This is a genomic window from Rhizobium sp. IBUN (assembly GCF_000510625.1).
Taxonomy (GTDB): Bacteria; Pseudomonadota; Alphaproteobacteria; order Rhizobiales; family Rhizobiaceae; genus Rhizobium; species Rhizobium altiplani.
In genome coordinates this window covers 34,740-52,943 of record NZ_AZNV01000003.1, presented here as the reverse complement: position 1 = coordinate 52,943, position 18,204 = coordinate 34,740, and the positions used below count along the sequence as shown (strand labels likewise).

The window sequence follows — 18,204 nt, the reverse complement described above, 5'->3', positions numbered from 1 at the left end:
AAGGTCGGCCGTCTCCCCTCAAACGCGCCGATCGCGATCAGGCCCGGTGTCTCTCCCAGAGCGCCGGGCCTTCTCATCTCCCCAATAAAAAGGGCGGCCTCGCGGCCGCCCCGATGCGTCACTGCTGGTTGCCGCAGGCCGGATCACCCGGCGGGCAGCGTGGAGGCCCACGACGGCCCTCACCGCCGCGACGCCAGTTCCCATCGTCGTTGCCCTGCGGCGGGCGCTGGAAGTCCGGACGATTGTCATGGGGCCGTCCCTGGAAATCCTGGCGACCGGGGCCGCGGTCGAAATTCGGTTGCTCGGGACGACGGCCCGGTCCGCGGTTTCCATCGGGCCTCCGATCGGGACCGCGATCAAAATCGGGTCGTGGACGGCCGGGGCCGGGGTTTCCGTCGAATTCTGGCGGCCGCACCGGGCGAACGACAGCGGGCGGGCGATCGTAAACAGGATTGCGACGCCAACGATCGCGCTCCCGATAGAAATCGCGACCGCGGTAATAGCGGTCCCAGTAATTTCCGACGCTGAAGACCACGGTCGGGATTCCGAGGGGACGGTAATATTCCGGACCCACATAGACGCGACGGCTCTGGTAGAGCGCCTGCACATAGCGACCTGCGACCCAGCCGCGCCCACCGTAGAACTCCACGTCGCACCAAGGCACATCGGCGAGGCAGCCATGGATTTCCACCGATTCACCGGCCGGAATGACGGTTACAGCGGGATATTGCGTGCTTGGTCCGGCCCGCATGTTGACGTTGGCTGTCGCATATCCCTCTGCCGCCTGGGCAATCGCCGGCGCGAGCAAGAGGGCGGCCGCTGCAGCGGCCTTCATCAAGATGGACTTCACGTTTCAACTCCTCTGACGACGCTGGCGACCGCGCCGCTTGTGTTTTCCGAAAAGGCGCGCAAGCGCCCGGGCACGGCTTCGGCGTTCGTCGCCTCGTGCCGATTTCAGCTCAATCACCTTTTCTTTCAATGATTTGTAGTCCGCGCCGATGAACCTGACTTGAACGCGTGGGCGCTTCAAAATTCAAAAATGCGTCACATCTACTTGAAACGCGCGCTAGGCATTCCGACATGTGGATCAACATATTGCAGCCGATGGAAAGCTGTGCGCGCCAGCAACGTTGCCGCTTCCACCGTCCTGATCGAGGCTCCGCGTTAACCGTTGGTTAACCTTTCCCGATCAGTCTGGCTGCAACATTCGCTTCCTCCTTGACCACGGATGTACTGGCATCGAAGTGAAGCGGATGACGAAAGGCCGGCTCGTTCCGGCCTTTTTGTTTTTCTGGCGTTCAAAGACGAACGCTTTTCCAGCCTATTTGGCCAACGCTTCCAGGATGCGGATCCAAGAACGGATGCCCTTGTGGTAGGAAGCGAGTTCGTACTTCTCGTTCGGCGAGTGAATGCGATCATCGCTGAGACCGAAGCCGACAAGCAGCGACTCCATGCCGAGCATCTTCTGGAAGTCGCCGACGATCGGGATCGATCCGCCCATGCCGATCACCACGGCCGGTTTCGGCCACTCGTCGGAGAGCGCATTCTTGGCCTTCGTCAGCACCGGCGAATCGTAAGAGAGGTGGATGGCCGGCGAACCGCCATGCGGATGGAAGTCGACCGAGCAGTCCGCCGGGATTTTCGAGCGGACGTAGCTGCGGAAGCTTTCGCGGATGGCGTTCGGATCCTGGGTCCCGACGAGGCGGAAGGAAACCTTGGCCGAAGCCTTGGCTGCGATCACCGTCTTGAAGCCCTCACCGGTGTAGCCACCCCAGATGCCGTTGATCTCGGCGGTCGGACGCGCCCATGTGAGCTCGAGAACCGACCGGTCCTTTTCACCCGACGGGATCGACAGGCCGACCTCGCCCAGGAAGGTTTCCGCCGTTTTGCCGAGCGTTTCCCAGGATGCCTTGATATTGGCAGGCGTTTCCTCGACGCCGTCATAGAAGCCTTCAAGGGTGATGCGGCCGGTCTCATCGTGCAGCCCGGCAAGCGCGGCAGTTAGGATATGGATCGGGTTCGCCGCGGCACCGCCGAACAGGCCGGAATGCAGATCGCGATCGGCGGCCGTCACGACGATTTCCTCGCCGACAAGACCACGAAGGGCTGCTGCGATCGCCGGCGTATCGCGATCCCACATGCCGGTGTCACACACGAGCGCATAGTCCGCCTTCAACTCCGCGGCGTTGGCCTCAAGGAAAGGCTTCAACGACGGCGAACCTGATTCCTCTTCGCCTTCGAAGAGGATGGTGATGCGGCAGGGAAGTGCACCTTTGACTTCCTTGTAGGCACGGCAGGCCTCGACGAAGGTCATCAACTGGCCTTTGTCGTCGGCGGTGCCGCGGCCCGTCAGGATCTTCCGGCCGTTGCCGACATCCTTGATCGACGGTTCGAAGGGATCATTCTCCCAGAGCTCGATCGGATCGACTGGCTGCACGTCGTAGTGGCCGTAGAACAGCACATGCGGCGCGTCGGCGCTTGCGCCGGCGTGATGGGCCACGACCATGGGGTGGCCGGGCGTGTTACGCACGGACGCCTCGAAACCCAGGGTCTCGAGATAGGAAACCAGCCATTCAGCCGCCTTGCGGCACTCGGCCCTGTAGGCCGGGTCGGTGGAAATGGACTTGATGCGCAACAGCTCGAACAGCTTGTCGAGGCTCGATGTCAAATTCTGGTCCGCACGCGACAGCACCGGCATTACGTCAGTCATTTTCGACTCCTTTTGAAATTCGGCGGGACGATAGACCAAAGGCCGGTCGCTTTCGAGACGAAAAAGCAGGCAGGGAGAGCCAATGGCGAGAGATGGGCGCGTCAGACACGCCCGGGGGACGAGAGCACGAATAGCTGGCGGCGGGCGAGAGCTTGTTTTCAGCGCATGCGGAGGAGTTCGACCATAACGGCGGCGGAACAGTGTCGATTACAGCTTCTTGGCATTGTCGAGCAGGCGGCGGATGTACTCGAGCGTCAGTTCGCGCTCGAAGCTCTTGAAGCCCTGAAACAGGGCCAGGTCCGCTTCACGCGCCGCCTCGATGGCGTCGTCTTCCATGCCTTTGGCCTTGTCCGTGAGAAAGATCAGCTGCGCGCGCTTGTCGGACGGATGCGGACGACGATCGATCAACCCGTCGCGCGCCATGCGCGCAAGCGTGTTCGCCATCGTCGCCTGTTCGATGTCGACGCGGGCCAGCAACTGCTTCTGCGTCAGCCCGTCCTCGGCCCAGAGTTCGAGAAGAACGGGGAATTGCCCGGGCGAAAAGCCGAGCCGCGCCGCGCGCTGCTGGAGCGAACGAGCGAAGCCCTTGGCCAGCTGACTGGCAAGGTAAGCTCCCGAGTCCATTCGATTAATTCCCATCTTCTCAATTAGTCGCAGAAAACTCGATGAAACAATGCAACAAATCGCATACGACGCATCACAAATGCTTCATCGCAGGCTATGTTCGAAAGATAGAGCAGCAAAACAAAGCCGCCATAGCCTGGAGGTCTGGCTATGGCGGCTTTAAAATGGGGACAAAGGCCCGGAGAGGGGATAAGGCCTTTGTCCAAGTCCGAAGCGGCGGGGGACAAGCCAGCTATCAGACCCTCGACGCGATCAAACACGATCAAACGCCGGTAGTAATCATTTGTGATCGGGAATGTGGCTTTTCAAGGGAAAGCCGAGGATTGACTATTACAAATTAGTAACACTTTGGTGAGCCAGAAACTTTTCACCCTCGGAACTTTATATGGACCTTCCAAGGTCGCCGCGCTATCCATGACGCCATGAAAAAAGGCGATCATCTCTTCCTAATCGACGGCTCCGGTTTTATCTTTCGAGCCTTTCACGCACTTCCCCCTTTGACGCGCAAATCCGACGGTTTGCCGGTGGGCGCCGTGTCGGGTTTCTGCAACATGCTGTGGAAACTCCTGACCGATGCGCGCGACACATCGGTTGGCGCGACCCCGACGCATCTGGCCGTCATCTTCGACTATTCGGCAAAGACATTCCGCAAGGATCTCTACGACGCCTACAAGGCGAACCGCTCGACACCGCCCGACGAACTCATCCCTCAGTTCGGTCTCATCCGTCACGCCACACGGGCCTTCAACCTGCCGTGCATCGAGACGGAGGGTTTCGAGGCCGACGACATCATTGCAACCTATGCTCGCCAGGCCGAGGCGCTCGGCGCCGACGTGACGATCGTGTCTTCGGACAAGGATCTGATGCAGCTGGTGACGACCAACGTCCACATGTACGACAGCATGAAGGACAAGCAGATCGCCGTTCCTGATGTCATCGAGAAGTGGGGCGTTCCACCCGAGAAGATGATCGACCTCCAGGCGATGACCGGCGACTCGGTCGACAACGTGCCTGGCATCCCCGGCATCGGCCCGAAGACGGCGGCGCAACTGCTTGCCGACTACGGCGATCTCGACACACTTCTCGAACGCGCGACCGAGATCAAGCAGGAGAAGCGCCGGCAGACGATCATCGAGAATGCCGACAAGGCCCGCCTGTCGCGCGAGCTCGTGCGGCTGCGCACCGATGTTCCGCTTGAACTCAAGGTCGAAGACCTGATCCTTGAGCCTCAGAACGGACCGAAGCTGATCGGCTTCTTGAAGGCAATGCAGTTTACCTCGCTGACGCGGCGCGTGGCCGAGGCTTGCGATTGCGATGCCAGCGCGATCGAAGCCGTGGATGTTCCGGTCCAGTGGGGTGCGGCAGCGCGCGGGCCGGATCTCGACGCCGCAGAGCCCGAGCCGGTTGCCGGCGGTATTCCCGACGTTGCAGGCGAGGCCGTGCCCGTTCCGGCAAAGGCGAACGGCGCGAATGGTCGCGAGGGTACCTTCCGGCCGGGCGATCTTGCCAAGGCGCGCGCCGAGGCCTTTGCCTCCCTGCCCTTCGACCACTCGCGCTATGTCACCATTCGCGACATCGCGACGCTCGACAAATGGATTGCCGATGCGCGCGAAACCGGACTGGTTGGCTTCGACACCGAGACCACGTCGCTCGATGCGATGCAGGCGGAGCTCGTCGGCTTCTCGATGGCGATTGCCGACAACGACAGGAACGCCACCGGCACCAGCATTCGCGCCGCCTACGTCCCGATCGCCCACAAGACGGGCGTCGGCGATCTGCTCGGCGGCGGGCTTGCGGACAACCAGATCCCGATGCGAGATGCCCTGCCCCGGCTGAAGGCACTGCTGGAAGACGAGTCGATCCTGAAGGTCGCCCAGAACCTCAAATACGACTACCTGCTGATGAAGCGCTACGGGGTCGAAACCAAGAACTTCGACGATACGATGCTGATCTCCTACGTGCTCGACGCAGGCACCGGCGCGCACGGCATGGACCCGTTGTCGGAGAAGTTCCTCGGCCACACGCCGATCGCCTACAAGGACGTGGCCGGCAGCGGTAAGTCGAACGTTACATTCGACCTCGTCGATATCGATCGCGCGACGCACTACGCCGCCGAGGATGCGGAGATCACGCTCAGGCTCTGGCTGGTGCTGAAACCGCGCCTTGCCGCCGAGAAGCTGACCACGGTTTACGAACGCCTCGAGCGGCCCTTGCTTCCGGTCCTGGCACACATGGAAGAACGCGGCATCACCGTCGACAGGCAGATCCTCTCGCGCCTGTCCGGCGATCTCGCACAAGGCGCCGCGGCACTCGAGGACGAAATTTTCAAGCTTGCAGGCGGTCGCTTTACCATCGGCTCGCCGAAGCAGCTGGGCGACATCCTGTTCGGCAAGATGGGACTTGCAGGCGGTACGAAGACGAAGACCGGCCAATGGTCGACCTCGGCAAGCGTTCTCGAAGACCTCGCCGCCGCGGGCTTCGAACTGCCGCGCAAGATCGTCGACTGGCGCCAGCTGACCAAGCTCAAGTCCACCTACACGGATGCGCTGCCGGGATACGTGCACCCCCAGACGAAGCGGGTTCACACCTCGTATTCGCTGGCCTCGACGACGACAGGTCGCCTGTCCTCCTCGGAACCAAACCTGCAAAACATTCCGGTTCGGACGGCGGAAGGCCGCAAGATCCGTACGGCCTTCATCTCGTCGCCGGGCCATAAGCTGATTTCGGCCGACTACAGCCAGATCGAGCTGCGCGTGCTCGCCCACGTCGCCGAGATTCCGCAGCTGACGCAGGCCTTCGCCGACGGCGTCGACATTCATGCGATGACCGCATCGGAGATGTTCGGCGTGCCTGTCGAGGGCATGCCGTCAGAAGTGCGACGTCGCGCCAAGGCCATCAACTTCGGCATCATCTACGGTATCTCAGCCTTCGGCCTTGCCAATCAGCTCTCGATCGAGCGCTCGGAAGCGGGCGACTACATCAAGAAGTATTTCGAGCGCTTCCCCGGCATCCGCGACTACATGGACAGCCGCAAGCAGATGGCGCGTGACAAGGGTTACGTCGAAACGATCTTCGGGCGGCGAATCAACTATCCGGAGATTCGCTCGTCCAACCCGTCGGTTCGCGCCTTCAACGAGCGCGCCGCGATCAACGCGCCGATCCAGGGATCAGCCGCCGATATCATTCGCCGGGCCATGATCAAGATGGAGCCGGCGCTGGCCGAAGCAGGGCTTGGCGACCGCGTGCGCATGCTCCTACAGGTGCACGACGAACTGATCTTCGAAGTCGAGGACGCAGACGTCGAAAAGGCGACGCCGATCATCGTTTCGGTGATGGAGAACGCCACCATGCCGGCGCTCGAAATGCGGGTGCCGCTGAGAGTCGACGCGCGTTCGGCCACCAACTGGGACGAAGCGCACTGAGCGCTTCGTCGAAAATTCATTAAAATTTTCATTGCCTTTCAAGCCATTGATATAAAATGATTTTCCTTTTGTTTCTCGCCGAATGACCGCGCGGATGGAAGGAACTTATTAACCTTCATTTCCTAATTCGAAAGCCGATATTAGTTGCTAATCATGAGTGAGTAGCGGTCGTATGCGCTTTCCGAGAACCAATCTGACAGGGGCCGAGGAGATTTCCGCGGAAGTCGAAGGTGAACAGCTGCAGGAACACGCAGGCGAGAAGCCTACGGCACCAATTTGGCAGAGCAATTTTTCACTGGCTCCGAATGTGCGGTTCACCCGCACGCCCGAGAATCTGATCAATCCGAAGCGCGTACCGGCGCCGCCCTTTCGCACGCCGCCGCTTGCGCTGCAGGAACGCGTTGCGGCGGAAATCGGCGCGAGCGTGGAACAGCAGGCACCTGTTGTCGCGAACGCTCCGGTCGAGGTCTACGAAGCGGAGATCGCGCCGGCGATCGAGGTGCAGTCGACGGCCACCGCATTGCCGTTGATGTCGGTCGAGCCCGAGACTCACACCGTTGTCCGCGCAGCCACGGAACTGGCTGCCATCTCGGACTTCGCATTCTGGGAGGTCATGGCCTTCGAAGAAGCGGCAGCCGAACCGATCCTGTTGCCGCCGGTCTCCATGCCGAAGGCAGAGGTCAGCCCCGAATCGATCATCAGCCGGTTCCGCGTCATGGAGTGGCGGCCTGGTCGGCAACAGCCCGCAATGGCCGTAGCTTCGGTGCCTCAGCCGGTCGCCCCAGCCGCTGTCGCGCCTTCTCCCGGTTTGACGCGTGGCCGCGCCGCGCAAAACCCGGTCGCGACCGAACACAGCCGCGTGGAAGAAGCGGCGCAAGTCGAGCCGAAAGTGCAGCCTATCGCTCCGCTGCCAGTTCGCGCTTTGGCGCCGCAGCCGCTCGCACCGGCACCGCGTTTTGCCGCACCGAAGGTCGTCGCCTCGAGGGTCGATGCCTCAGGCTACGAATTCCCGTCGCACTCGCTGCTGCAGGAGCCGCCTGAACGTGTCGGCGAGATCATGTCGCAGGAGACGCTGGAGCAGAATGCCGGCCTTCTGGAAAGTGTTCTCGAGGATTTCGGCATCAAGGGCGAGATCATCCATGTCCGCCCCGGCCCTGTTGTCACGCTTTACGAGTTCGAGCCGGCACCGGGCGTCAAGTCTTCCCGCGTCATCGGCCTCGCCGACGATATTGCCCGCTCGATGTCGGCCCTGTCGGCGCGTGTCGCGGTGGTTCCCGGCCGCAACGTCATCGGTATCGAATTGCCGAACGCGCTGCGCGAGACCGTCTACTTCCGTGAGATGATCGAAAGCCAGGATTTCGAGAAGAGCGGCTTCAAGCTGGCGCTCGGCCTCGGCAAGACAATCGGCGGCGAACCCGTCATCGCCGAGCTCGCAAAGATGCCCCACCTGCTCGTTGCCGGCACCACCGGTTCGGGTAAGTCGGTCGCCATCAACACCATGATCCTGTCGCTGCTTTACCGGATGTCGCCCGAGCAGTGCCGCCTGATCATGGTCGATCCGAAGATGCTGGAACTCTCCGTCTATGACGGCATCCCGCACCTCTTGACGCCCGTCGTCACCGACCCCAAGAAGGCCGTCATGGCGCTGAAGTGGGCGGTGCGCGAGATGGAGGATCGGTATCGCAAGATGTCACGCCTCGGCGTGCGCAACATCGACGGCTACAACGGCCGCGTGGCGCAGGCGCGCGACAAGGGCGAGACCATCCATGTCATGGTCCAGACCGGCTTCGACAGAAGCACGGGCGCTCCGATCGAAGAGAGCCAGGAGATGGACCTGACGCCGATGCCCTATATCGTCGTCATCGTTGACGAAATGGCCGACCTGATGATGGTCGCCGGCAAGGAAATCGAAGGGGCGATCCAGCGCCTGGCGCAGATGGCGCGTGCTGCCGGTATCCACCTGATCATGGCGACGCAGCGCCCGTCGGTCGACGTCATCACCGGCACGATCAAGGCGAACTTCCCGACCCGTATCTCCTTCCAGGTGACGTCGAAGATCGACAGCCGCACTATTCTTGGCGAACAGGGCGCGGAACAACTGCTCGGCCAGGGCGATATGCTGCACATGCAGGGCGGCGGGCGGATTTCGCGCGTGCACGGACCGTTCGTTTCCGATGCCGAAGTCGAGAAGGTCGTCGCGCATCTGAAGACGCAGGGTCGGCCGGAATATCTCGACACCGTCACCGCTGACGAGGAAGAAGAGGACGGGGAAGAAGAGGACAGCGCAGTCTTCGACAAGAGCGCCATGGGCTCCGAAGACGGCGACGAGCTTTACCAGCAGGCGGTCAAGGTCGTGATGCGCGACAAGAAGTGCTCGACCTCCTACATCCAGCGCCGGCTCGGCATCGGCTACAACCGCGCGGCTTCGCTCGTCGAGCGCATGGAGAAGGAAGGTCTCGTCGGCCCGGCAAATCATGTCGGCAAGCGCGAGATCGTCGCTGGACGCGGCGAAGGCGAATAACGCAGTGGCAGCGGCATCCCACAAGGGGTGCCGCTGCCAGAAGTAATGTCCGCGCCGGAGAATGCTCCGGTACGGCTTGGCCTGGCTGGGAATGGGCAGGCAGCGGTTGTGGTCTATGTGGATTGTCAGGCGGTACCGCCTGCCCGATTGCATCGAGGTCCCCGCGCTTCCAGGCCGACAGGAGCGTCTCTCGGCTTTCCGTTGCGGTTGATCGCCGGTCCTGACGCCTGCGATCCTCCTCCTGCAAACATCATCGAACGCTGGACTTTCAACCCGTTTTGTCAGATCCGGCTCGCGACCCGGCTCCCTGTCCAATGACGTCATCAGTGTGCGCCAGATCGTTGGCGCGGGGATCGACGGGGAAGATCAGTTCGTCCAAATCACTGAAAGTTCATTCGATTTTTTCCACGCACAACAAAATTGCGCCGTGACATCAGTCCACTTTGCCAGCCGCGAGACGTAAGGTCTCGCGTACGAAGTCGGTCTTGCCGCCTGTGTAATAGGCCCAATCGTCGTTCGCCTGGCTCATCAGGCGAAGCTTCAGTGCCGCGTATGCTTGCGCCCGCTGGGGATGGGCCCGCAAGTAATCGCGGAAAACGGTGCGATCGCGGAGCACACGGTTATCGGATGAACAGAGATAGAGCCGCGCGCCATAGGAGCCCTTGCCGCAGGTGAAGGTCCAGCTCTGGTCGTTGTATTTGTCACCGTGAAACGCGTAGGCGGAGAGGCCTTTTACCCGCTCGATCGCGGTCAGCAACCCATCCTCGTTGCCGAAAGCAGCGTGCAGATCGATCTTGGGCTTCGCGGCAAGGTCCGGAACCGATGTGCTGCCGACATGATGAAACACCGGTGCCAAGTCGGATAGCACCGGCTGCAGCTCTGCTTTGACCTCGTTGAAAAGCCGTGGCCACTCGGGATCGTAAGGAACGACAACGATTGCCATCGTACCTCCCGATCCTAAGCCACTTCGGTGAGGAAGCCGTTCAGCGCATCCACGATCCTGCGCTCGCCGTCTTCAAGCGAGCCGCTGTTATCGACGTCGGTCACGTCGTAGTCGCCACGCACCGTCAGCGGGCCGCGGGCGAGCCGCGCCATGATGTCTTCATGCGTCTCGCGACCGCGCGCCTCGAGTCGGCTTGCCAGAACCTCGGCAGTCGCCGTCACATTGATGACCTTGAGCCGCGGGAAAACAGCCTTGAAATGGTGAAGCGCGGAGCGCGAGCCATTGGCGATGACCAGATTTCCCTGCGCGAGCGACACCGACACTTCGGCTGGAATGCCATATTTCAAGCCGTGCGCTTCCCACCAGACCGCGAAGCTCCCGGCCTGCTCCATCGACGCAAAGCCCTGGTCGGACACGGCGAGATGCTGCTCGCCGCCGGCATGGGTGTGGCGCGTAATGACGCGTCGGACGAAATGCACCTCAGGACGACCCCGAAAGTGCTTGGCGGCGAGCGCCATCAGCGTGTCCTTGCCGGCGCCACTCGGGCCGACGACGACGACCATGATGCCGTGCTCTGTGCCGGGAACGATGTGAGGTTCGTGCGACGGGTTCATGCGACACGGCGCCCTTCACGCCAAACAGCACGGGTGACCGGCACGCCGTGATCACGGAAAACGCGGACGAGATCGGCGCGCAGGCCAGTGGCGATGCGACCGCGATCGTTGAGGCTAACGGTGCGAGCCGGCGTCGCGGTGACCATGGCGATCGCCTTCGGTAGCGAAATGCTCTCCACCTCGTCGGCAATCAGGAAGGGTGCGTAGAGCAGGCTGAGCGGGACGTAGTCAGAGGACAGAACGTCGAGCACGCCGCATTCGGCGAGATCGCGGGCGGCGATATTGCCGGAATGCGACTTGCCACGAACGATGTTCGGGGCGCCCATCAGAACGCTCATGCCATGCTCGTGCGACGCCTTGGCGGCGTCGAAGCTGGTCGGGAATTCGGCAAGGCGAACGCCGTTCTCGATAGCCTCGTCGACATGGGCGAGCGTCGCGTCGTCGTGGCTGGCGACGGTGATGCCGCGCTCGGCGCAGACCTTGGAAATGGCCGTGCGGTGCGGCGTGGAATTGCGGTCAGATTCGGACACGCGACGATCGACGAACTTGGCGAACTCCGCATCGGAGAGACCGCGCTTCTTCTGGTAGTAGAAGATGTACTGGTCCATCGTCTGGAACTGCCGCTGTCCGGGCGCGTGGTCCATCAGCGAGACAAGACGGACATAGGGATCGTTCTCGAAATCGGCGAAGTGCTGCAGCACGTTGTCGGCAGAGACCTCGCAGCGCAGGTGAAGCAGGTGCTCTGCACGCAGGCGGCCCTCCTGCTCGGCCTTCTGGATCGCATCGGCCATCTCGCGCATCTCGCCATGCTCGAAGCCGCCGTCCTCGTCAGCGCCCATGCGCAGGCAGTCGAAAACCGTGGTGATGCCTGAGGTGACGATCTGTGCGTCGTGCGCCTGGATCGCCGCCGTCTTGTGCCAGCGCAGGCCGGGACGCGGCGAATAGTGACCTTCCAGATGGTCGGTGTGCAGTTCGACGAGACCCGGGATCAGATAATCGCCTTCGAAATCCTCACCCACGCGGGAACTGCCCGTCGAGATATCGGCGATCTTGCCATCGCGGACGAGGACCGATCCTTCAACGATCTCATTCTCGAGAACGATGCGGGCATTTGAGAAGACTGTTTCTTTGGTCATCGAATATGGTCTTTCAATTTTTAGCGCCGGCGAGCGGCCACCAGGAATGGGCTTTGAACGGCGCGCCCCGCGCCTCCTCGACGAAAACGGCAAGGCCACTAATGGGGAGCGGGCGGCCGATAAAGGCGGCGAAACGCTCCGCCAGAATGGCCTTCATCACGCCTGCACGCTCCTGCGGCACCTGGCCGGTCAGCGTCATGTGGAACCCGAAATCATCCATCACATAGGGATAGCCCCAGCGCAACAGATTGGCCCTCTGGCTTTCGCTCAGTTTCTCCGGGTTGCGGCGCGCTATATCCGCATCCGACAACGCGGCGCGAAACGGTTCGAAGGATTTTACCACCGTGGCGGCGAAATCCTGAAGCGGCGGATGCAGAAAAGCGGGCACCAGCGCAAAGAATTTACCCAACTGCCCAAGCACCAGCTCGGGAATCTCAAAGGCGGACGTGCGGGCGGCGAAATCCTCGACCACCTGGATCAGGTCCTTTTCGGTGACGGAGGCGGCCAGATGGAACGGTGCCTTGATCGTCGCGTGGAAAGCGTAGCGGCGAGGATCGGCTGTCAGTTCGAACTGCTCGGCGGCTGGCAGGTCCGGACAATCGGGAGCCGGATAAATTTTGCCGGTGAAGGCATCGCGGCCGAGCCAGAGCGCGGCCGTGCCGTTCAAGGGGTCATCCTTCGGCGGCGTGAAATAGAGTGCGTAGCGCAAGGCTCTTATCCTGGGAATCGTTCGGAGTGCGGTCGCAGTCTTCAGTGATTTGACCACGACCGCAAGCTGGCTTCCGGCTAAAAGATTTCCGTGACAGAATGATGATGGTCCTGAACGATCCCGCGCTTTTTCAGTGGGCCTTGGTCCCCATCAGACGGTGACGCAGGGCGTTCGACGCCATGTCGAACAGGAACACGACGATCAGGATCAGCAGCACCATGTAGGCGACGTTTTCCCAGTTCGCGTTGGTGCGCATCGCTTCCCACAGCTTGAGACCGATGCCGCCAGCACCAACCGCGCCGATGATCGTCGCGCCGCGTACGTTCGATTCCCACTGGTAGAGCGTCTGGCTGACGAAGACCGGGACGATCTGCGGGATGATGCCGTAGCGATGGGTGAGCACGGTGGAGGCACCGGTCGACTTGATGCCTTCGCGCGGCTTGTTGTCGACGTTTTCCAGGCCCTCGGAATAGAGCTTACCGAGCGTGCCCGTTTCCGTGAGGAAAATCGCGCCGGAGCCGGCCAAGGGACCGGGACCGAAGGCGCGGGTCAGAAAGAGCGCCCAGATCAACATGTCGACCGAGCGCAGGAAATCAAAGAACCGCTTCAGGACCTGGTTCAGGACCTTGTTCGGGGTGATATTGCGCGCAGCCAGAAAGGCCAGCGGGAAAGCAAGCAACGCGCCGAGCAGCGTTCCCAGAAAGGCCATCACGATGGTCTGGAACAGCTTGGTCCAGACGTCGCCATGCTGCCAGGCGCTGTTGTGCCAGATATTATCGAAGGCAAGCGACAGGTTGGACTGACCGGGCTTCAGGTCCGGACCCGAAACGATCAGGCTGATAACCTCGGTCGCTGGCTTGTCGAAGAACGGCGACTGCGTGTCGAAGACAAAATTCGCCCAACCGAGGAAGCGCTTGCGGACTTTCACGCGATCGACCGAGATGCTGACATCGCCGGCGAATCCGAGATCGGCAAGGACGTTGTCATCGTAGACCGTCATCCAGGCCGGGACCGGGCCCACGACCTTCGGGGCGCCGCTGGAGAAGTCCACCGGCACGCTGATGCCATGGGCAGTGACAACCGTTTCCTTGCTGGAGATCGTGACCGTGCGGCTTGTGCCCCTGACGGAGGCTGTGAGGCTGCCATCGGGATTGCTCACAACCCAGTCGGGATGCGGATCGTCGCCGAGCGGCGAGAAGCGCGGATACTTGACCGTAATGCCATCATCACCGATGCGGAACTCAGGCTGCACGTCATAGCTGACCCATTGGCTGAGATAGAGGCCGACGCGCTCCCAGTGAGCTTCGGCAAGCAGCTTCGGCAGGTCGAAGAACCAGGTCGCGTAAAGCGCATAGACGAGAGTCGCGATCACGATCATCAGGCCGCCGAAGCGCTGCTTGAAGGACCGTTTGAAATATTCCGGATAGCGCTGCTCGATCTCGTGCATCCGGTTGGCGTCGATCACCGTCATGGCGGACCTCAATGCTGCAAAAGGAAGGCGTGCTCGCCGACGAGGCGGCGGCGCAGCCATGCGGAGAACTGGTCGACCGCAACGATGGTGATGAAAAGCAGGAGAACGAGCGCCATCGTCTTGGCGCCGAATCCACGCGAAATGGAGAGCTTCAGCTCCTCGCCGATACCGCCGCCGCCGACCGCGCCGATGATGGTGGAGGCGCGGACGTTGATCTCGAGGCGAAGGAGTGCGTAGGAAACGAAGTTCGGCATGACCTGCGGCAGGGCAGCGAAGCGGACACGCTCCGACCAGCTGGCGCCGACGGCTTTCATGCCTTCATCCGGCTTCATGTCGATGTTTTCGACGACCTCATAGAAGAGTTTGCCGAGCGCCCCGATAGTGTGCAGGCTGACCGCGATGATCGCGGCAACCGGACCGATCGACAGGATGGCCGAAAACAGGCCGGCGATGACGATCTCGGGGAAGGCACGTAGGAATTCCGTCAGACGCTTGGCGACGATGCGCAGCGGATTGGATGGTGCCAGATTGCGGGCCACGAGAAAGCTCAGCGGCACGGCGAAAATGAAGCCGATCAGGGTGGAGACGAGCGCGACATTGATCGTGATGATCATCAGCTCGAAATATTCGGGGATATAGAAACCGCCCCAGACATAAACCCGGCCCTCGGCGAAATTGTACTCCTCGCCGGTCTTCTGGATCGGGCTTGCGACATCGAACAGGGCGCGCCAGACATCATTCCAATCCTTGGGAATGAGCCAGCTCAGAAAATCGAAGAGATGCGGCAGGCGCTCGAAGAAATGGCCGGCATTGCTTTCGTCCGCGAACCGTACCGAGGCGACAAAGGCAGCCAGCAGGATCACCAGCCCGAGACCGGTATAGAGGCGACGGCGGGCCACCATCTTGCTCCAGGCGTCACCGATTTCACTTGCGCTTTGCTGGACGGCGGGCGCTTGGGCGTTGGGATCGGCAAAAGTCATGAAGGGTGTCCGCTTTCTTCGCAGGAAAAAGGGCGGCTTGTGACGGCCGCCCTCCAACTGTCAGCATCGATCAACCGCCGATGGCAGCCTTACGAGCGTCGATGATGGCGTTGTAGAAGTCAGCCTGAACCTTGGTGTAGCCCTGGTAGTCGCCGCCTTCGATGGCTGCGAAGCACTTGGCATCCTTTTCCGGGAGCTTCATGAAGAAGTCGGTGAGCTTGGCCTGCCAATCAGCGCCGAGTTCGTTGCGAACGACGAGCGGGCCGTTCGGGATCAGCGGCGAACGCCAGACTTCAACCAGCTTGTTCGGGTCTACGGTGCCCTTGTCGACAGCCTTGCGGAAGGTGCCGGAGGTGTAGCCGTCCTTGAAATCGCCGATGCCCGAGGAGTCATCAACAGCGATGTCGACCTTGCCGTCGTAAGCGGCGAGAAGGTTGTTCTCGTGGCCGCCGTTGAACTGCGTGGACGCGAAGTACTGGTCGTTCGGCATGCCAGTGTCCTTCGGGATCTGCGTCAGCGGGATCAGGTAGCCCGAGGTGGAGTCCGGATCGGCGTAGCCGAGCTTCTTGCCCTTTGCGTCCTTGATGTCCTTGATGCCGGAGGACTTCAGGGCGAGACCGATCGAGTGGTAGCCCGTCGAGCCGTCCTTCTGAACCGTCGTCAGGATCGGCGTAACGGCCTTGTCGTCCTTGATGGCGATGGCGGCGTAGCCGGAAGCGCCGAGCTCCGCGAAGTCGAGCGTGCCGCCGAGCAGACCCTGGATAACGCCGTCATAGTCAGCAGCCGGGAAGAGCGAAACCTTCTCGAAGCCGAACTCGGTCTTCAGGTGGTCAGCCAGGCAAGCGTAGTTGCGCAGGCGGTCGGCTTCGTTTTCGCCGCCGAGGATGCCGACGCGGAATTCCTTGAGGTCTGCGGCATGCGAGACGCCGGCAAGCGCAAACAGCGCCGTCGCGGCAAAGAGTGCTTTCTTCAACATGGTACTCTCCTGATTGACCGGTGTCCCCGGCGATCTCTGGTTAGAAGAAGGTGCCCATAACGCGGGCTTACGATCGAGGCCGCCCCTCTCAGAGACCGGCCAGCGCCAGCGGTTGCAAGCCGGCGGATTGATTGGCGGCAACGGCCGCCGGAATGTTGATCGAGGTCGAGGTCATCGTCTCGTCGATGCCGGCGCCATCCTTGTCGGTGCCGTAGATCCGCTTGACGGCATCGGCGGTCAATTCGGAAGGCCTGCCATCGAATACGACGCGGCCAGCGGCCATCCCGACGATGCGTTCGCAATAGTTGCGGGCCGTATCGAGCGTATGAAGGTTGGTGATGACGGTGATGCCTTCGCGCTCGTTGATATCGCGCAGCGCGTCCATGACGATCTTCGCATTGAGCGGGTCGAGCGAGGCGATCGGCTCGTCGGCAAGCACCATCTTCGGGTTCTGCATCAGGGCGCGGGCAATCGCCACGCGCTGCTGCTGGCCGCCCGACAGAGTGCCGGCCATCTGCAAAGCCGTCTGCTCGATGCCGAGACGCTCAAGGGCAGCGATGGCGTGGATGCGCTCTTCGCGGCTAAAAAGACCGAGCAGGCTCATCGTGGTCGAACGATGGTTGAGACGACCGAGCATGACGTTGGTCAGAACGTCGAGACGCGGAACGAGATTGAACTGCTGGAAGATCATCGCGCAATCACGCTGCCAGTTGCGCAGCGCCTGGCCACGGAGACTGGAAACCTCGACGCCGGCGAAATGGATCGAGCCCGACGTCGGCTCCTGCAGGCGGTTGATCATCCGCAGAAGCGTGGACTTGCCGGCGCCGGACCGGCCGATGATGCCGACCATCTGGCCCTGAGGAATGTCGAGCGTCACGGAATCAACAGCTGTCTTCTTTCCGAAACGGCGGGTGACATTCTTCAGTTCGAACATCATGCTCTTCCTCATAGTCCAGATGCGATATGAGGGAGTGCATTAGTCCCGGTTCATGAACCTCCAATGTCAGTTTTATGTAAGGACTGTCATAATCGAGTTTTGGGGCATAACGAAACCCGGCCGGTTTGCCTGAAGATAAGAGCCTGCCGGTCGGCGTCTCGCCTCGCGATTTCAACCCCCGGCCTGTCGCCATTGACGGTTGACCGGACCGCCAGTCGATGGCAGGCAATCCGGGACCCGAGATAGTGGAGTAAAGCGATGGACCAGACACTCTTCAAAAGCCTGTGCAAAGACGGGAAGTTCAAAGAGGCCCTCGCTCTCGCCATCCGCGGACACGAGGACGAGAAGTTCACACCCAGCCGCTTTTCCATGGACAAGAAGACCGGACTGCCGATCTTCTACCGCGGCAACAAGCGCGTCGAACCTGACGAGACCGGTGAATGGCAGCTGGCGAAGAACCCATGGGCGTGAGGGCCGAAGCCAAGAGTTGATTGCGGCAACGGCGACGGCGGCGCGTGCAGCCACCTGCCCTCAAGGCGTTTCGGACAGCTGCGAGCGATGGTCACGTGCCGGCGGCGCCTATTGGAAACCTGCACTTCCGCGCGCGGGCCGACGTGGGTCAACTCTCATCGGATACCCTTGCCACGCAGTGACAGGCGGCCGCGCTCGGCGAGTTCATCCGCGCGCTCGTTGCCGGCAAGGCCCGAATGGCCCTTGCACCAGGCGATCGTCAGCAGGCGATTGCGCGAGAGTTGAGCGTCTATCGCCTTCCAAAGATCCGGATTTGCGATGGTGCGGCTTCGGACCTTCGCGTTGGCGCTTATCTTCTTCCAGCCGTTGTTCTTCCAGATGTGGCGCCAGTGATTGCAGCCTTTGACGGCGTAAACGGAGTCGGACCAGACGACGGCTGTTTCCCCCGCTGCATTGCTGTTGATCCACGCCACCGCTTCGAGCAGCGCGATCAGTTCCGTCGCATTGCTGGCGGTGTCCCTGACGCAGCCAAAACCGGAGGCGACTTCGGCATCGTCGCGAAAGACCACAAATGCCCAGCCGCCCTCCCCTGAATCGGGTTCGTAACAACCGTCGGCGAAGACGTGGAGATCGTGCCTGGAGCCAATATTTTCAGCAAGGAGAATAGTGTCGGTGTTGTCGGTCATTTGC

General features: G+C 61.5%; 15 protein-coding genes. 3 read left to right on the top strand and 12 right to left on the bottom strand.

Translation table 11 applies throughout. The features are described from left to right. Positions 1-118: 118 nt before the first annotated feature. The 3 genes from RHIBUN_RS0104310 to RHIBUN_RS0104300 all read right to left on the bottom strand — a co-directional run bounded on the left by RHIBUN_RS0104310 (position 119) and on the right by RHIBUN_RS0104300 (position 3,334). Positions 119-835 carry an SH3 domain-containing protein gene (locus RHIBUN_RS0104310; RefSeq protein ID WP_156932675.1) on the bottom strand — a complete coding sequence of 239 codons (717 nt, stop codon included), beginning with the start codon at positions 833-835 and terminating at the stop codon, positions 119-121. 486 nt (positions 836-1,321) lie between these two features. After that, positions 1,322-2,710 (bottom strand): M20/M25/M40 family metallo-hydrolase, encoded by a 1,389-nt coding sequence (locus RHIBUN_RS0104305; RefSeq protein ID WP_025658603.1) that lies wholly within the window; start codon positions 2,708-2,710, stop codon positions 1,322-1,324. A gap of 207 nt (positions 2,711-2,917) precedes the next feature. After that, a complete protein-coding gene (locus RHIBUN_RS0104300) occupies positions 2,918-3,334 on the bottom strand; it encodes a MarR family transcriptional regulator (protein ID WP_016552356.1) in 417 nt (138 codons plus the stop codon). A 422-nt stretch (positions 3,335-3,756) separates the two neighbouring features. Here RHIBUN_RS0104300 and polA point away from each other — a divergent pair, with 422 nt between their 5' ends. Both polA and RHIBUN_RS0104290 read left to right on the top strand, forming a co-directional pair. Further along, the gene (gene polA / locus RHIBUN_RS0104295) at positions 3,757-6,756 is read left to right on the top strand and encodes a DNA polymerase I (protein WP_025658602.1); all 3,000 of its coding nucleotides are present in this window, start codon (positions 3,757-3,759) and stop codon (positions 6,754-6,756) included. A 172-nt stretch (positions 6,757-6,928) separates the two neighbouring features. Continuing rightward, entirely contained in the window at positions 6,929-9,277 is a 2,349-nt protein-coding gene (locus RHIBUN_RS0104290; protein ID WP_025658601.1) for a DNA translocase FtsK, read from the top strand. A gap of 433 nt (positions 9,278-9,710) precedes the next feature. On the opposite strand, the gene RHIBUN_RS0104285 is transcribed toward RHIBUN_RS0104290, so the two are convergent. From RHIBUN_RS0104285 to phnC, 8 genes are all read right to left on the bottom strand, one after another. Beyond that, positions 9,711-10,220: a GrpB family protein gene (locus RHIBUN_RS0104285; protein ID WP_025658600.1), complete on the bottom strand. Its 510-nt coding sequence runs from the start codon at positions 10,218-10,220 to the stop codon at positions 9,711-9,713. Positions 10,221-10,234: 14 nt separating this feature from the next. Beyond that, a complete protein-coding gene (phnN, locus tag RHIBUN_RS0104280; RefSeq protein ID WP_025658599.1) occupies positions 10,235-10,834 on the bottom strand; it encodes a phosphonate metabolism protein/1,5-bisphosphokinase (PRPP-forming) PhnN in 600 nt (199 codons plus the stop codon). Continuing rightward, a complete protein-coding gene (locus RHIBUN_RS0104275; protein ID WP_025658598.1) occupies positions 10,831-11,970 on the bottom strand; it encodes an alpha-D-ribose 1-methylphosphonate 5-triphosphate diphosphatase in 1,140 nt (379 codons plus the stop codon). The genes phnN and RHIBUN_RS0104275 overlap by 4 nt, the downstream gene beginning before the upstream one ends. 13 nt (positions 11,971-11,983) lie before the next feature. After that, positions 11,984-12,679 (bottom strand): DUF1045 domain-containing protein, encoded by a 696-nt coding sequence (locus RHIBUN_RS0104270; RefSeq protein ID WP_025658597.1) that lies wholly within the window; start codon positions 12,677-12,679, stop codon positions 11,984-11,986. 130 nt (positions 12,680-12,809) lie between these two features. After that, positions 12,810-14,150 carry a phosphonate ABC transporter, permease protein PhnE gene (gene phnE, locus RHIBUN_RS0104265; protein WP_025658596.1) on the bottom strand — a complete coding sequence of 447 codons (1,341 nt, stop codon included), beginning with the start codon at positions 14,148-14,150 and terminating at the stop codon, positions 12,810-12,812. Between the two features lie 8 nt (positions 14,151-14,158). Further along, on the bottom strand, positions 14,159-15,130 hold the full coding sequence (phnE, locus tag RHIBUN_RS0104260) for a phosphonate ABC transporter, permease protein PhnE (RefSeq protein ID WP_018116735.1): 972 nt from the start codon (positions 15,128-15,130) through the stop codon (positions 14,159-14,161). Between the two features lie 70 nt (positions 15,131-15,200). Continuing rightward, positions 15,201-16,106, bottom strand: coding sequence for a phosphonate ABC transporter substrate-binding protein (gene phnD / locus RHIBUN_RS0104255; RefSeq protein ID WP_018855261.1), 906 nt, complete (start codon positions 16,104-16,106; stop codon positions 15,201-15,203). An 88-nt stretch (positions 16,107-16,194) separates the two neighbouring features. Beyond that, positions 16,195-17,040 (bottom strand): phosphonate ABC transporter ATP-binding protein, encoded by an 846-nt coding sequence (phnC, locus tag RHIBUN_RS0104250; RefSeq protein ID WP_037214884.1) that lies wholly within the window; start codon positions 17,038-17,040, stop codon positions 16,195-16,197. A gap of 261 nt (positions 17,041-17,301) precedes the next feature. Here phnC and RHIBUN_RS0104245 point away from each other — a divergent pair, with 261 nt between their 5' ends. Further along, positions 17,302-17,514, top strand: coding sequence for a hypothetical protein (locus tag RHIBUN_RS0104245; protein WP_016552344.1), 213 nt, complete (start codon positions 17,302-17,304; stop codon positions 17,512-17,514). A 155-nt stretch (positions 17,515-17,669) separates the two neighbouring features. Here the strand turns inward: RHIBUN_RS0104245 and RHIBUN_RS0104240 are convergent, their stop codons facing one another. Beyond that, positions 17,670-18,200 (bottom strand): ribonuclease H, encoded by a 531-nt coding sequence (locus tag RHIBUN_RS0104240; protein ID WP_025658594.1) that lies wholly within the window; start codon positions 18,198-18,200, stop codon positions 17,670-17,672. Positions 18,201-18,204: the final 4 nt, after the last annotated feature.

Coding starts and splice junctions, on each gene's coding strand:
- RHIBUN_RS0104310 (WP_156932675.1), bottom strand. CDS start 835: ATGAAGGCCGCTGCAGCGGCCGCCCTCTTGCTCGCGCCGGCGATTGCC.
- RHIBUN_RS0104305 (WP_025658603.1), bottom strand. CDS start 2,710: ATGACTGACGTAATGCCGGTGCTGTCGCGTGCGGACCAGAATTTGACA.
- RHIBUN_RS0104300 (WP_016552356.1), bottom strand. CDS start 3,334: ATGGACTCGGGAGCTTACCTTGCCAGTCAGCTGGCCAAGGGCTTCGCT.
- polA (WP_025658602.1), top strand. CDS start 3,757: ATGAAAAAAGGCGATCATCTCTTCCTAATCGACGGCTCCGGTTTTATC.
- RHIBUN_RS0104290 (WP_025658601.1), top strand. CDS start 6,929: ATGCGCTTTCCGAGAACCAATCTGACAGGGGCCGAGGAGATTTCCGCG.
- RHIBUN_RS0104285 (WP_025658600.1), bottom strand. CDS start 10,220: ATGGCAATCGTTGTCGTTCCTTACGATCCCGAGTGGCCACGGCTTTTC.
- phnN (WP_025658599.1), bottom strand. CDS start 10,834: ATGAACCCGTCGCACGAACCTCACATCGTTCCCGGCACAGAGCACGGC.
- RHIBUN_RS0104275 (WP_025658598.1), bottom strand. CDS start 11,970: ATGACCAAAGAAACAGTCTTCTCAAATGCCCGCATCGTTCTCGAGAAT.
- phnE (WP_025658596.1), bottom strand. CDS start 14,150: ATGACGGTGATCGACGCCAACCGGATGCACGAGATCGAGCAGCGCTAT.
- phnE (WP_018116735.1), bottom strand. CDS start 15,130: ATGACTTTTGCCGATCCCAACGCCCAAGCGCCCGCCGTCCAGCAAAGC.
- phnD (WP_018855261.1), bottom strand. CDS start 16,106: ATGTTGAAGAAAGCACTCTTTGCCGCGACGGCGCTGTTTGCGCTTGCC.
- phnC (WP_037214884.1), bottom strand. CDS start 17,040: ATGTTCGAACTGAAGAATGTCACCCGCCGTTTCGGAAAGAAGACAGCT.
- RHIBUN_RS0104245 (WP_016552344.1), top strand. CDS start 17,302: ATGGACCAGACACTCTTCAAAAGCCTGTGCAAAGACGGGAAGTTCAAA.
- RHIBUN_RS0104240 (WP_025658594.1), bottom strand. CDS start 18,200: ATGACCGACAACACCGACACTATTCTCCTTGCTGAAAATATTGGCTCC.